Here is a 14137-nt window from a genome sequence, read left to right on the forward strand (position 1 = left end):
ATGACCGATATCGCAGCGACCGCCTCCCCGTCGACGCAAACCACGACACTGCCGGCGAGGCTGGCGAAGGGCTTCGTCGACCGCCTCGTCATCATCATCCCCTATCTCTGGCTGCTGTTCTTCTTCCTCGTTCCCTTCATCATCGTCTTCAAGATCTCGCTGTCGCAAACGGCGATCTCGATGCCACCCTATACGCCGGTGCTCGACTTCAGCGACGGCATTTCCGGGTTCTTTGCCGGCTTCCGCGAGCTCAACTTCGACAACTACACCTGGCTCACCCAGGATGCGCTCTATTTCAACGCCTATGTGACGAGCCTGGTCATCGCAGGCATCTCGACGATACTCACCCTGATCGTCGGCTATCCGATCGCCTATGGCATGGCGCGTGCGCCGGCGACGATCCGGCCGACCTTGCTGATGCTGGTGATCCTGCCCTTCTGGACATCGTTCTTGATCCGCGTCTATGCCTGGATCGGCATCCTCAAGCCTGAAGGGTTGCTCAATCAGTTGCTGATGTCACTGCACATCATCAGCCAGCCGCTGGTGATCTTGAACACCTACACGGCGATCTTCATCGGCATCGTCTATTCCTACCTGCCCTTCATGGTGCTGCCGCTCTATTCGTCGCTTGAGAAGATGGACTATTCGCTGGTCGAGGCCGCGGAGGATCTCGGCTGCCCGCCGATCGGCGCCTTCTGGAAGATCACCTTCCCGCTGTCGCTGCCCGGCGTCGTCGCCGGCTGCCTGCTGGTGTTCATCCCGGCCGTCGGCGAGTTCGTCATCCCCGACCTTCTCGGCGGCTCGCAGACGCTGATGATCGGCAAGACGCTCTGGAACGAATTCTTCTCCAACCGCGACTGGCCGGTCTCCTCGGCGGTGGCCGTCATCCTGCTTCTGGTCCTGATCATCCCGATCATGTTCTTCCAGCAGGCGCAAGCAAAGGCACAGGAGCAGGGCAGATGAACTCGACCTGGAGCCGCTTCAACATCACCTCGATCGTGCTGGGCTTTGCCTTCCTCTATTTGCCGATCGTGCTTCTGATCGTCTTTTCCTTCAACGAATCGAAGCTCGTCACCGTCTGGGGCGGCTTCTCGACCAAGTGGTACGTGTCGCTGTTCCACAACCAGGGCCTGATGGACGCCACTTGGGTGACGGCGCGCGTCGGCGTCATCTCGGCGACGGTGGCGACCGTGCTCGGCACGCTCGCCGCCATCACGCTGACGCGCTACACGCGCTTCCGGGGGCGGGTGCTGTTTTCGGGCATGGTCTTCGCGCCGCTGGTCATGCCGGAGGTCATCACGGGCCTCTCGCTGCTCTTGCTCTTCGTCGCCGTTGGGCTGGACCGCGGCTTCTTCACGGTGACGCTCGCGCACATCACCTTCACCATGTGCTTCGTCGCCGTCGTCGTGCAGTCCCGTCTGGTTTCGTTCGATCGCTCGCTCGAGGAGGCCGCGATGGATCTGGGCGCGCCACCGGTGAAGACCTTCTTCCAGATCACCTTGCCGGTCATCCTGCCGGCGATCATCTCCGGCTGGATGCTGGCCTTCACGCTCTCGCTCGACGATCTGGTCATCGCGAGCTTCTCCTCGGGTCCGGGCGCCACCACGCTGCCGATGAAGATCTACAGCCAGGTGCGTCTCGGCGTGACGCCGGAAATCAACGCCGCCTGCACCATCCTGATCGCGGTGGTGGCGATCGGCGTCATCATCGCCTCGATCGCCAACAAGCGTCGCGAGATCCAGCGCCAGCTCGACGAGCAGGCCGCCCAGCGCGGTTAAGTGGCGGGGGCGCTTTTTGCGCCCCCAAACTTACTGGCCCGAGACGCCGGGAGCGATCGGCGAGATGAACGGCGCGCTCCAGTTGCCGCCGACGAAGAACAGCGACTGGTTCGGCTGAGCGGGAGGCGGAGTGGCCGCCTGACCGTTGGGCTGTTGGGGCTGCTGCGCCGGCTGTCCGGTGGGCACGACGCCGCCCGAGAGCGCCAGCCCGCGTCCGGCATAGGAGGCGATGCCCGACAGCCAGATCTTGTATTTCTGCGCGTTGATCTCGGCCTTGTCGAGGCGCGCCACGCCCTTCGAGATGCTTGCCTTGATCTCGGCGCCGTCGATCGGCAGCGAACCCTTGGAGACGTCGTCGAGAGCGAAGAAGCCGCCTTGCTGGTTGCGCTTCAGGAAGGCCGGCAGGTCGAGCCCGTTGAGCGTGCCCGGCCCGAACGTCGCCGAGAACGACCCATCGGCATTCTCGAAAATCGAGTTCCACGCCTTGCCCGGTCCCTTGAGGATGACCGACACCGTACCGGTGCCGGCCGGCACCAGCCGCGTCATTCCCGCCGCCGTGCCAAAGGCGCCCGTGTCCACATCAGATGCCAGCAGCCGCATCTCGACCTGCGTGCCCTCGGGCTTGCGGTCGAAGCGCAGGCTGCTCTGGATGGTGCCGTTGAAAGCCGATGCGTCGGATATGTCGAAGACGGCAAGGCCGTTCTTGACCTGCGCGGTGGCGGCGACGTCGGCGAGCTGCACCGGTCCCGCCATGGCATGCGCCGCCGACAGCCTGAGATCGAGGTTGATGCGGTCGGCGAAGCTGGTGTCGATGTCGCCGGGGCCTGTCTCGCTGGTCGGCGCGACCGGCGTGAAGGCCGACAGGAAAGATCTCAAATCCAGCGTATCGAAGGCGAGCGTGCCGGCGATCACCGGGCGCCCTTCGGCGAAGGAGAAATCCAGCGCTCCCATGCCCGGATTGTTGTTCAGCGTGACTGTCGTGTTCTCGAATTTCGCGCGCCCCGCCGAGGCGTTCACCTTGCTGGTGACCGCGACCGCACCGATCGCGGCACCCGGCGCGAGGCCGGCCTGCGACCACTCCAGCACGCGCCGCAGCGACGGCGCGGCGAACTTGGCCTGGCCGTCCAGATAGGCATTGTCCGACATCGAGGCCGTTCCGTCGAAGGAGAATGTCGCTGGCGCCGCCTTGAAGGAGAGGGTGACGGGCGCCGCGCCTCCGGCAAACAGCACCAGCGGTTTCGCCGAGGAGAAATCGAGCTGCACGGTCTCGCCGCGCCAGATTCCGGTCGCGGTCAGCGATGCATCGCTGTTCATCGCCTCCCAGTTCACCTGGCCGCTCAGGCTGCTCAGGATCTCGGTGTCCTTGCCGTCGGCCGTTGTCACGACGCGGCCATCGCGAAACTCGACCGTGCCAAACGGATCGGAAGGCAACCTGCCGAGGTCGGGCTTCTGCGGGTTGGTGGCGACCACGCCGCGCGCGGTATCGATCGAGCGCGTGATGCGCCCCCCGGTCGGAAGCGGCGGCAGATAGAAGCCGCTCGCCATGCGTTGCACCCTGATCGTCGGCCGCACCAGCCTTGCGGTCGAGAAAGCGACGTCGCCCTGCAGGGCGGCCATGGCCGAGAGATCGACTTCCACGCGATCGGCCTCGACTACCGGCGGCGCGTCGGTCTCGGTCCATTGCGACAGCGTCACGTCGCTGAGGATGGCCCGGAACTTCGGCCACACCTCGATGCGCGGCGAGCCGTCGATCGTGACCCGGAAGCCGCTCCAGGCGCTCAGTTCCCAGGCGATTCGGTCGCGCACGATGCGGGTCGAGGCGATCAGCGGCAGCGCCGCGACCGCGAGCGCGATGATGAGCACGGCGACGCCGATCGCCCACACCCCGCGCCGGATCAAAGATGATGGCATTTCGCCCCGTATGCTTCTGTTGCCGACAAATCGCCCGACGGGTGTACCCGAGCGCCGACGCTTTTCAAGTCTTTATGGCCTTGCGATGGCGTTTGCGCCGCGTCCGCCATGGGCCGCCCGAACAAAATCTTGCTCTGCTGCGCTGCAATATGCATAAGCGAACCGTACGACCCCGGTCCACGGTTGCGCGCCGTTTTTGGAACGATGGCATAGGCGATGTTGGGCTTAACTGGCTCGAACGCGACGCGCTTTGGGAGAGCGATCATGGCCGCCGACACACCTTTGTGGACCCCGACGCAGGAGCGGATCGACGCGGCGCCGCTAACCGCGTTCATGAAGGCTGCGACAGCGAAGGGCGGGGAGGCTTTCTCCAGCTACGCGGAACTTCACCGTTGGTCGATCGAGGATCGCGGCGCCTTCTGGAGCCTGGTCTGGGATTTCTGCGGACTTGTCGGCGACAAGGGCGAGCGGAACCTCATCGACGGCGAACGCATGCCCGGCGCCGACTTCTTCCCCGATGCCAGGCTCAATTTCGCCGAGAACCTTTTGGAGAAGACCGGCGCCGGACCGGCCATCGTCTTCCGCGGCGAGGACAAGGTCGAGCGCCGGCTGTCCTGGAACGAGCTCCATGCGCTGACCTCGCGGCTGCAGCAGCTCTTCCTGTCGCTCGGCGTCAAGGCCGGCGACCGCATCGCAGCCATGATGCCGAACATGCCCGAGACAATCGCCGCGATGCTGGCGGCAAGCTCGATCGGCGCGGTCTGGTCGTCATGCTCTCCCGATTTCGGTGAGCAGGGCGTGCTCGACCGCTTTGGCCAGATCGAACCGGTCGTCTTCATCGCGCCGGACGGCTATTGGTACAACGGCAAGGCGATCGAGGTGGCCGACAAGGTCCGCGCCGTGGCAACAAAGCTCGGCACCCTGCGCAAGGTGCTGATTGTCGACTATCTCGGCACCTCGGCCGACGTCGCCGCCACCATCGACAAGGCGACCGCGCTCGAGGATGCGCTCTCGCCTTTTGCCGCAAAGACCATCAGCTTTGAGCGGTTGCCCTTCGCGCATCCGCTCTACATCCTGTTTTCCTCGGGCACGACCGGCATCCCGAAATGCATCGTGCATTCGGCCGGCGGCACGCTGATCCAGCATGTCAAGGAGCACCGGCTGCATGCCGGCCTGCTCGACGGCGATCGCCTGTTCTATTTCACCACCTGCGGCTGGATGATGTGGAACTGGCTGGTCTCGGGCCTCGCCTCGGGCGCTACGCTTTTGCTTTATGACGGCTCGCCTTTCTATCCCGATGGCAATGTGCTGTTCGATTTCGCCGATGCCGAGCAGATGACCTTTTTCGGCACCTCGGCGAAGTTCATCGATTCCGTTCGCAAGGCAGGGCTTAAGCCGATCGCGAGCCACGATCTGTCGAGCGTGCGCACCATCTCCTCCACCGGCTCGCCGCTGTCGCCGGAGGATTTCCGCTTCGTCTATGACGGCATCAAGAAGGACGTGCATCTGGCCTCGATCTCGGGCGGCACCGACATCGTGTCCTGCTTCGTGCTCGGCGTGCCGACCGAGCCGGTCTGGACCGGGGAAATCCAGGGACCTGGTCTCGGCCTTGCCGTCGATGTCTGGGACGACGACGGCAAGCCGATCCGGCAGGAGAAGGGCGAGCTTGTCTGCACCAAGGCCTTCCCGTCGATGCCGATCGGCTTCTGGAACGACCCAGAGGGCAAGAAGTATCACGCCGCCTATTTCGAGCGTTTCGACAATGTCTGGTGCCATGGCGACTTCGCCGAATGGACGGCACATGGCGGCATGATCATTCACGGCCGTTCGGATGCCACGCTCAATCCGGGCGGGGTTCGGATCGGCACGGCCGAAATCTATAATCAGGTCGAGCAGATGCCGGAAATCCTCGAGGCGCTCTGCATCGGCCAGGACTTCGACAATGATGTCCGCGTCGTGCTGTTCGTGCGGCTGGCAGCCGGCGTGACCCTGGACGAGGATCTGGAAAAGCGCATCCGCGCCAGGATCCGCACCGGCGCCAGCCCGCGTCACGTGCCGGCCAGGATCGTCGCGGTCACAGACATCCCGCGCACCAAATCCGGCAAGATAACCGAACTTGCGGTGCGCGACGTGGTTCACGGACGTGCCGTGAAGAACAAGGAAGCGCTTGCCAACCCGGAAGCTCTGGAGCTGTTCCGAGACCTGCCGCAGCTCGCGGGCTGACGGGTGGCATGGTTAACGAAATCTCTCCAGCGAATTTACCTAGATTTCACGGGTGGTACACATTCGTAAATTTTTCCGCGCTCCGGTAAGGACTTGTTAAGGGACGACCCCGATAGTCGCGTGTAACTTGAGGGAGAAATCCCGTTCCTCGTCCCCTGAGGTTCAGCTCAAGCCCCCGTTGTGACAGCATCCCATTTCTCAAGGCGTCCTCCCGGACGCCTTTTTCTTTGGCCGAAACTGATCCAGGACGATCTTATTCGGCAAGCACGCGGGTCGAGGGGAAGGCGATCTCGACCAGGGTTCCTTCGCCTGGCGTCGATGTGATGGCGAAGCGGGCGCGGTTCGCCTCCACCATGGCCTTGGTGAGGGGCAGACCGAGGCCGGTGCCGTCGCCGCGTCCGCGCTTCAGCGCATTGATCTGCTTGAAAGGCTTCAGCGCCTGCTCGATCTCGGCTGGCGTCATGCCGATGCCGGTATCGCGCACGCGCATGACGACATCGCCTGAGGCCTCGTAAGCGGTCGAGACGATCACCTGGCCGCCGGCCTGGGTGTAGCGGATGGCGTTGGACAGGATGTTGAGGGCGATCTGGCGCACGCTTCGCAAATCCGCCACCACTTCCGGCAGCCGCGAGGCGAAACTGGAGCGGATGATGACGCGCTCGCGATTGGCCTGCGGCTGCATCATCGCCACCGTCTCGGCCAGCGTGTCGTTGAGCGACACCGCCTCGTAATCCATCTCCTGCTGGCCGGCCTCGATCTTCGAGATGTCGAGCAGGTCGTTGACGAGATCGAGCACGTGATTGCCGGACCGGTTGATGTCGCGCAGGTAGTCGCGATAGCGGTCGTTGGCGACCGGGCCGAACTTCTCGTCCACCATCAGCTCGGAAAAGCCGATGATGGCGTTGAGCGGCGTGCGGATCTCATGGCTGATGCGGGCCAGGAAGTCCGTCTTCTGCGAGGAGGCGCGCTCGGCGACCGCGCGGGCCTGCGTCAGTTCTTCCTCGGCCCGCTTCCATTGCGTGATGTCGCGCACCACGGCGCAGAAGCCGCTGTCGTTCGGCAGCCTGCCGATGGTCATGAACAGCGGGATGAAACGCCCCTGCGCCTCGCGGCCGATGACCTCGCGCCCGTCATTCAAGACGCTCGCCACGCCCGGCTCCGAAAGGCCAGCGAGATAGTCGCGCGCCGCGCGCTGGCTTTCGATGGCGAACAGCGAGGCAAAGGGCTTGCCGGCGACCTCGTCGCTGTCGAAACCGAAAAGGGCTTCCGCCGGCCGGCTGATCGAGCGGATGTTGCCGTCGCGGCCGATCAGCACGACGCCGTCGGTGGCGGTGTCGATGATGGTGCGCATCTCGGCGATGCGCGACTTCAATTCCGGCACGTCCGGCTGCAGCGCCGGTTCGTCGTTGGCGGCGGTGAAATGCGCGGCATCGTCCTCGCCGGAGCGCCGCACCACCAGCATCAGCGCCTTGCCGCCCCGCCACGGCACGGACCGAAGCAGGGCTTCGATCGGAAATTCCTGGCCCTGGCGGCTCTTGAGCTTCAGCGAGTGGTCGCTTTCGTCCGCGGCGGCATCCTCGGCATAGGGATCGGCAAACAGCGCACCCAGGCCCCCCGCATCCGCGAGGTCTTCCAGCGCATCGTAGCCGGTGAGCTCGAGGAAGGCGTCATTGGCGTAATGGAGCTCGTCGCCCGAATGGATCAGCAACGGCACTGGCAGCCTGGCGAGGATGGACGTATCGGGCGCCTTGGCTTCTTCTCCGGTCGAAAAAGCGGAGGGCACAAAGCCTGCGAGTTTGAGCGGCGGCACATCGAGGCGCGGCCGCGCCGGTGCTTCCGCTACTGGCTGTTCTTCCGCCGGCGTGGCGGCATCCGCGTCGGAGCCTGCCCAATCCTCATCGTCCTGCGCATCGCGGAAATCGTCGGCGGTCATGCTGTCGTCGCCCGCCGCCGCATCGCGAGCCGGCGTTTCGGCGACCGGCTCGGTCGCTGGCTGTTCGACCGGCTGCCGCGCCTCGGGACGCTCGGCCGTCTGCTGGGTGGCCGCTGCCTGGCTGTCCTCGGAAGCAGGTTCGACGCCGGCTTCTTCCCCGGATTTCTCACCGTCGGCGTAGCTGAGCAGCGAGCCGGAAGCGGCCGGCGTCACGGTCTTGGCGGCGTCGTCCGTCGCGGCGGCGTCATCGATACCGTCGAGCCTCGCCAGGTCTTTCTGGTCTTCCGCCTCGGTCTGTGCTTCATCAGTCTCCGCATCGGCCTTCGCGTCCGCGGTTTCCGAGGCTTCCGGCGCGGGTGCCGGCGTCGCCTCCAGCGCGGGGTTCTCGTGCGCCGCCGCTTCAAGCGTCGTTGGCTGGTTTGCCTCGGCCTTCGTTCCGACGGCTGGCTCTTTCGCCGTTGACTCGTCCTTGCCGGCAACAGCCGCATCGGCCTGCTTGCCGGCTTCGGCGGCGCCCGCCTCGGCAGGCAGGGAATTGTCCCTGCGCAGCCGCTCGCCGATCTCGCGGAACGCGCTGCGCTCGAGGATCGACAGGCTCCTCTGACTTGCAGGCGTGTCGCTTTCCGGCTGCTTGTCGTTGGCCGGCTGGCGGTGCTCGGCCAGCCTTATCACCTTGTCGGCGAAGCGCCGCTCCGGCTTGGGCACGATGCTCAGCGCCGGCACTTCGCCCTGGAACGGATCTCCGGGCTTTGGCTGTTCCGGCTGCGCCTGCTCCGCGGCTGGCTGCTCGACCGACGGCTCGCTCCCGGCAGGCGAGGCATTGGGCACCAGCGCCATGCCGAGCGCCTCCGGATCGATCACGGCGTCGGCGCTGCGCGCGACGCCGAAGCCGCGAAAACCCTCGAAGGCACGGCTGCGGCCGTAGACGGGCAGCGCCGCCAGATCGACCGGTATCTTCAGATCGGTTCCGGCCACCGGCCACAGCACCGATCGGCCTGACCAGGTGTCGCGCCGTTCGAGCAGACCGGCGATCTCGCCCGAGGCGTCAAGGCCGAAAGTGGTGGCGACGTCCTTGAAGCGGCGGCCGATCACATCGGCGGCGGGCTGGCCGACGATGTCTGCGAATTCGGGCGATAAAGCGCTGAATTTGCCTTCGGCGTCGGTGCGCCAGACGAAGCGCAAAGGTGGCGCCGAACGGTCGATGCCGCGGAGCGAAGCGGGTTGCGCGGGCTTGATGGTTTCGTTGACATCCTGCCGCTGGCCTCCGGGTGCAATGGCCTCCTTAGGCACGTCCGTCGCCGGTGCTGCCGATTGAGCCGGCCTGGCATTCTCTTCGCCGGCGTTGAAGTACCAATGGTCATGCTGGCTGGCGCCGGCGTCCGCAGTCTGTTGGCCGGGCTCGGCGGCATTCGCGTGATGATCGGTCGGGGCGGGCTGCTGGCCGGCCATCACCCGGCTTCCGGCGTCAGTCTGTGCATCGCCTTCAGCGGGCTCCGGGACCAGCTCGGCCTGTTCGTCAGCCGTCACGGCCGGTGCGGGGCTGTTGTCCTGGACCGGCTGGGGTTCGGGCTCGCCGGCCAGGCTTTCACCCGACAGCGTGGCGGCAACGATGCTTGGCGCCGCGACTTGCTCACCATGGGGCCGATCGCCTTGGCCGGCGGCCGGCTGTTCGCCTTGGTCGCCGTCGAACTGGTCCTCATCGATCACCACCAGCAGATGCCGCGTGTCCGTGAGCCGCGCGAAACCGGCCGGGTAGGAAGTGCCTTTGCCAGGCACAAGGCGCTTGACGACACGGTCGCCGCTGCTTGCCACATCCGCAACCAGCGCAGCCAGGGTCTGCGGCTCGATGCCGAGCGCCGCAAAGCCGTCCGAAGCCGCCTCGACATCGCCCTGCGCGTCGACGAAGGCGATGAAGTGCCCTGCCTCGGTGAAACCGCCGATGGCGCGGCTGGCGATCTCGCCGGCACTGCGGGAGCTGGTCTGCGCCGCCGGCACCGCCAGCAGGATTGCCTTCTCGCCGTCCGGCATCGTCACGGCGCTGGCCAGGAAACCCATGGCACGGCTCACCATGCCCGTGGCCAGCCTCACCGTGATGGCGCTGTCGTTGCCAATCTCGGGAAAACCGCTGGTCGCCATGATCTGCCGCCTGGCAATCAGCGGCAGTCGCGCCGACGCGCCGATGATGGCCTCGATATCCGGATAGCCGAACACCGACGCCCCCGGTCCGTTTGCCCAGATCACCTGCTCGAGGTCGGCCGACAAAATGGCCAGGGCGTCGCCGGCGGCAAAGCGCTGGCGCACCGCGTCAAGCACGGCGACGTCAAGGAAGGAGTAGTTTTCAGGCGGCATGCGCTGGGCAACCCTCCGGAGCGGGCAATTCAGTTAACGCTTTGTTAATAAAAGCCCGCGGTCCGAAGGTCCACAAGCCCTGGCTTGCATAGGTTGGAATCTCTGGGCTCTTGGTTAACGGCCCAGCGGCTGACGCTACGGTTGCCGTGAGGGAAGATTCTATGGTGCAGTGCAACAAAGATGTTGCAATGCACAAAAAAACCTCTATATTGCCACCATACATGAACGAGACGGCTTTCTGTCAAAGCCGCTGCCCCGAAAGGTTGGAAAATGTCCAAGACCACCGCCAAGACCGCTGCCGAGACCATCGAAAACGTTGAATTCCCGAGCTTCGACGCTTCCAAGGCCACCGACCAGATCCGCGCCTTCGCCGAGAAGGGCGTCGAGCAGTCGAAAGAGGCCTATGCCAAGCTGAAGACCGGCGCCGAGGAGACCCAGAAGGTTCTGGAGTCGACCTACGAGACCGCCAAGGCCGTCTCCAGCGACGTTTCGCTCAAGGCGATCGCCGCGCTGCGCGCCAATGCCGAAGCCGGCTTCTCGCACCTTGAAGCCCTGGTCGGCGCCAAGACCCTTTCGGAAGTCGTCGAGCTGCAGACCGCTTTCCTGCGCAAGCGCGCCGAATTGGCGGTGGAGCAGGCCAAGGAGTTCCAGGCCGTTGCCACCAAGGCGGTCGAGGATGTCTCCAAGCCGGTCAAGAGCGCCTTCGAGAAGGCGATCAAGGACGCCAAGGCTGCCTAATTTTCGCGCACAACTGTGCGATGCATCAAAACGTCGCATTTCGTCAGACAAATAGTTATGCGATAGAGTTGAGTAACCAGATACCCGGAAGCGGAACCTCCTCCCTCTGTTTCCGGGGTGACCAGCCAGCACCTCCTCCCGCTGGCTCGTAACAGGAAAAGGCCGGCACCTCCTCCCGCCGGCCTTTTCTTTTGCCTGGATGCAGGAGGGCGAGGAAACCGGTCCTTTGTCTTATCAAGGGCCTTGAATTAGACTCCGATAGCCCGTATTGGACGCATCGCCGAAAGACAGAGCGGATCACGGAGAGCGAGCTTTCACCTTGATCCAGTTCTCGCAGCGCGTGCCGTTGTAGCTCAGTTGGTTAGAGCACCAGATTGTGGATCTGGGGGTCGCTGGTTCGAGCCCAGCCAACGGTACCATCGCCTTCTCGCGTAAATAGCTGATTTTTCGATTTTAAATGGACGGTTCGATCGTAAGCTTCGCTTCTCCCTGCGATTTTGCGTCAGTCTCATTCGAGCTGTTTCGGCGCATCCCTATCAAGGCCGGGCACGGCCGTCCGCAAGCCGCGTGACATCAGCCCCACGCTCGTCTTGTCAATTTCGGACGACAGCTGTCGAGTCCGGATCTGGCTTCTCACACAGGGAGAGGCAAGACGAAGCGCGTGCGGGCGCATGCTGAACCCCAGCTGCCGCTGACGACATTGCTATCGCCGAAGCTCGTCAAGCTCGTCCTCACTTCGAGGGTGTTCGATGTCACGTCCGATGATTGACACGTGGTGCAGGCCCACCCTCTGCTGCGCCATCCCTAGGAGCGCCAGGTGGCGGGAGGTGGTCAAGACCCATGCGGCCCGAGCCATTTTTAGCTAAGATGATCGCATGGAAAGTTGGCATGCATACGCGTGAGGGTAACGCATGGAACACAATCTTGGCTTGCTGTCCGACTTGACGCCGACGCTCCTGTTCGCGACGACGTGATGCAAAAGCAATGTCGGATCTTATGTCTTCTCAAGATGTGACCGGCTCATCCCGCCCCGCGCGTTGGGGCTTGGCCGCAAAGCTGTTTACAACCCTCGTCCTTCTTGGTGCGATCGCGGTCTTGGTCACCGGGGCGCTCGGCTACTTCCGCGCCCGCGACGCCCTCGAAAAAACGGTCTTCGACCAACTCACGGCCGCCCGTCAGACCAAGACGCGCCAGGTCGAAACCTACTTCCGCACGATCCAGGCGGAGCTGAGCCTGCTTGCCACTTCCAAGATGGTGGTCGATGCGACACGTGAGTTCCGGACCGCGGTCGACCAACTCGACCAGGCCGGCGCGCCGCTTCAACTGCGGCAGAAGGTTGGCGATTGGTACGCTGAGAACTTCATGCCGGGCATGACGCGCATTCTGGGCAAGGAGCCAGCCCTGTCGGACTACCTGCCGGTCAGTGGGGCTCCCTACTATCTGCAGTATCACTACATTGTCGACAATCCCAACCCCGCAGAGCGACGCAAGCTTCTCGACGACCCCGGCGACGGAAGCGAATACTCCAGGCTGCATGCCATATACCATCCATTGATGCGCGCGGCGGCTGGCAAGGTCGGCTTTTTCGATCTCATGATTGCCGATCCAAAATTAGGTCGCCTGATCTATACGGTCGAGAAGGAGGTGGATTTCACCACGTCTCTTCAGTTGGGACCGTACCGCAGCGCCAACGTCGCGGCCGCCGTCGCCCGCTGCTCACAGATCGCAGACCCATCAGCCAGCTGCCTGGAAGATTTCGCGTCTTATGCGCCATCAGGCGGCGCACCGATCGCCTTCATGGCAGCACCGGTGATTGCCCAGGGCGTCGTCATCGGCGTGCTCGTCGCGAAACTGTCGAATGATGAGATCGACAACGTTGTCACCGGCAACCGCCGCTGGCGGCAGGAAGGGTTCGGCGACACAGGTGGGGCCTATCTCGTCGGACCCGATTATCTGGCGCGCTCTGGGCCGCGGGCGTTCTACGAGAGCCGGGATAACTTCTTCGCCGACCTGAAATCCGTCGGCACCTCGGAAGAGGAGATCGCCGCCATTCAGCGTTACGGGACACCTGTGCTGCATCAGCGCATCGACACCAAGGCTTCCCATGCCGCGCTCGCCGGTGTCGAGGGCACAGGCGAGATCATCGGATACCGTGGCGTCCCGACGCTCGCTTCATGGGGACCGCTCGCGATTTCCGATGTCAAATGGGCGCTTGTCGCCAAGATCGACAGCGCCGAGGCCTTCGCACCGATTGCCGAACTGCGCCGGGATCTGTTGCTCGTCGGAGGACTGGCGATGCTCGTGGTCGCCGCCACTGCCGCCTGGCTTTCGCGCGCGCTGCTCGGACCGCTCCGCGATCTGACTGCCGGGGTCAAACGCTTCTCTGCTGGCGATTATGCGACCAGCGTGCCGGTCCGCACGCACGACGAGATTGGCGAGCTCTGCACAGCCTTCAATGGCATGGTTGAGGATCTGCACCAGAAGAATGTCGTGATCGAGAACAAAATCCGCGAGAACGAGCTGCTGCTGCTCAACGTCCTGCCGGCACCGATCGCCAATCGGCTGCGCGCTGGCGAGGAGAGGATCGCCGACGGCTTCGCCGAGGTCACGGTCGCCTTCGCAGACCTGGTCGGCTTCACGACGCTGACATCGGAAATGCCGCCGCACGATGTCGTGATGTTTCTCAACGGACTCTTCACGCGCTTCGACGTTGCCGCCCATGATCTCGGCATCGAGAAGATCAAGACGGTGGGAGACGCCTATATGGCGGTGTGCGGCCTGCCCGTGCCGGTAGCCAACCACGCCGAGCGCATGGTCCGGATGGCCATCCGCATGGTCCATATTACTCGCGAGCACGCGATGGAACACAATATCTCGATGAAGCTCAGGGTTGGCGTCAACAGCGGGCCAGTGGTCGCCGGCGTCATCGGGAAGAGTAAGTACATCTATGATTTATGGGGTGACACAGTGAATCTGGCGAGCCGCATGGAGTCTGGCGGAGTTCCCGACTCTATTCAGGTGACGCGCCCCGTCTACGAACAGCTCAAGGACCAATTTGTCTTCGAGGCTCGCGGCGCCATCGAAGTCAAAGGCAAGGGAAAAGTGGAAGCCTGGGTATTGAGATTTTAATGGCGGCTTGTCGCGCTTCGCCCGCAAAAGCGCACTGACGGCTTCCGGCAAACCGCAGCATTTTCTACTTTGAGGC

The 14137-nt window shown here is 64.0% G+C and carries 8 protein-coding genes and 1 tRNA gene; 6 read left to right on the forward strand and 3 right to left on the reverse strand.

The window, feature by feature from the left end; genetic code table 11:
- Positions 1-963, forward strand: coding sequence for an ABC transporter permease subunit (locus CK230_RS24930; RefSeq protein ID WP_095819801.1), 963 nt, complete (start codon positions 1-3; stop codon positions 961-963).
- On the forward strand, positions 960-1778 hold the full coding sequence (locus CK230_RS24935) for an ABC transporter permease subunit (protein ID WP_095819802.1): 819 nt from the start codon (positions 960-962) through the stop codon (positions 1776-1778). The genes CK230_RS24930 and CK230_RS24935 overlap by 4 nt, the downstream gene beginning before the upstream one ends.
- Positions 1779-1808: 30 nt before the next feature.
- On the opposite strand, the gene CK230_RS24940 is transcribed toward CK230_RS24935, so the two are convergent.
- Together CK230_RS24940 and CK230_RS32650 are read right to left on the reverse strand one after the other, a co-directional pair.
- Positions 1809-3689 (reverse strand): AsmA family protein, encoded by a 1881-nt coding sequence (locus CK230_RS24940; RefSeq protein WP_095819803.1) that lies wholly within the window; start codon positions 3687-3689, stop codon positions 1809-1811.
- Entirely contained in the window at positions 3674-3955 is a 282-nt protein-coding gene (locus CK230_RS32650; protein ID WP_141246086.1) for a hypothetical protein, read from the reverse strand. Before CK230_RS32650 ends, CK230_RS24940 begins: the two co-directional genes overlap by 16 nt.
- Here CK230_RS32650 and CK230_RS24945 point away from each other — a divergent pair.
- On the forward strand, positions 3954-5912 hold the full coding sequence (locus tag CK230_RS24945) for an acetoacetate--CoA ligase (protein ID WP_095819804.1): 1959 nt from the start codon (positions 3954-3956) through the stop codon (positions 5910-5912). The two genes, CK230_RS32650 and CK230_RS24945, sit on opposite strands and share 2 nt — an antisense overlap.
- A gap of 253 nt (positions 5913-6165) precedes the next feature.
- On the opposite strand, the gene CK230_RS24950 is transcribed toward CK230_RS24945, so the two are convergent.
- Positions 6166-10194, reverse strand: coding sequence for a PAS domain S-box protein (locus CK230_RS24950; protein ID WP_095819805.1), 4029 nt, complete (start codon positions 10192-10194; stop codon positions 6166-6168).
- 270 nt (positions 10195-10464) lie between these two features.
- On the opposite strand from CK230_RS24950, the gene CK230_RS24955 reads away from it, so the two are divergent.
- The 3 genes from CK230_RS24955 to CK230_RS24965 all read left to right on the forward strand — a co-directional run bounded on the left by CK230_RS24955 (position 10465) and on the right by CK230_RS24965 (position 14061).
- The gene (locus CK230_RS24955; RefSeq protein WP_095819806.1) at positions 10465-10932 is read left to right on the forward strand and encodes a phasin; all 468 of its coding nucleotides are present in this window, start codon (positions 10465-10467) and stop codon (positions 10930-10932) included.
- Between the two features lie 342 nt (positions 10933-11274).
- A tRNA-His gene (locus CK230_RS24960) sits at positions 11275-11351 on the forward strand.
- A gap of 577 nt (positions 11352-11928) precedes the next feature.
- Positions 11929-14061, forward strand: a complete 2133-nt coding sequence (locus tag CK230_RS24965) for an adenylate/guanylate cyclase domain-containing protein (protein ID WP_176480212.1) — start codon at positions 11929-11931, stop codon at positions 14059-14061.
- Positions 14062-14137 lie beyond the last annotated feature (76 nt).

This window comes from Mesorhizobium sp. WSM3859 (genome assembly GCF_002295065.1).
Classification (GTDB): domain Bacteria; phylum Pseudomonadota; class Alphaproteobacteria; order Rhizobiales; family Rhizobiaceae; genus Mesorhizobium.

Bases quoted from the DNA above. Each gene is read 5' to 3' on its own strand.
- CK230_RS24930 (WP_095819801.1), top strand. From the start codon at position 1: ATGACCGATATCGCAGCGACCGCCTCCCCGTCGACGCAAACCACGACA.
- CK230_RS24935 (WP_095819802.1), top strand. From the start codon at position 960: ATGAACTCGACCTGGAGCCGCTTCAACATCACCTCGATCGTGCTGGGC.
- CK230_RS24940 (WP_095819803.1), bottom strand. From the start codon at position 3,689: ATGCCATCATCTTTGATCCGGCGCGGGGTGTGGGCGATCGGCGTCGCC.
- CK230_RS24945 (WP_095819804.1), top strand. From the start codon at position 3,954: ATGGCCGCCGACACACCTTTGTGGACCCCGACGCAGGAGCGGATCGAC.
- CK230_RS32650 (WP_141246086.1), bottom strand. From the start codon at position 3,955: ATGATCGCTCTCCCAAAGCGCGTCGCGTTCGAGCCAGTTAAGCCCAAC.
- CK230_RS24950 (WP_095819805.1), bottom strand. From the start codon at position 10,194: ATGCCGCCTGAAAACTACTCCTTCCTTGACGTCGCCGTGCTTGACGCG.
- CK230_RS24955 (WP_095819806.1), top strand. From the start codon at position 10,465: ATGTCCAAGACCACCGCCAAGACCGCTGCCGAGACCATCGAAAACGTT.
- CK230_RS24965 (WP_176480212.1), top strand. From the start codon at position 11,929: ATGTCTTCTCAAGATGTGACCGGCTCATCCCGCCCCGCGCGTTGGGGC.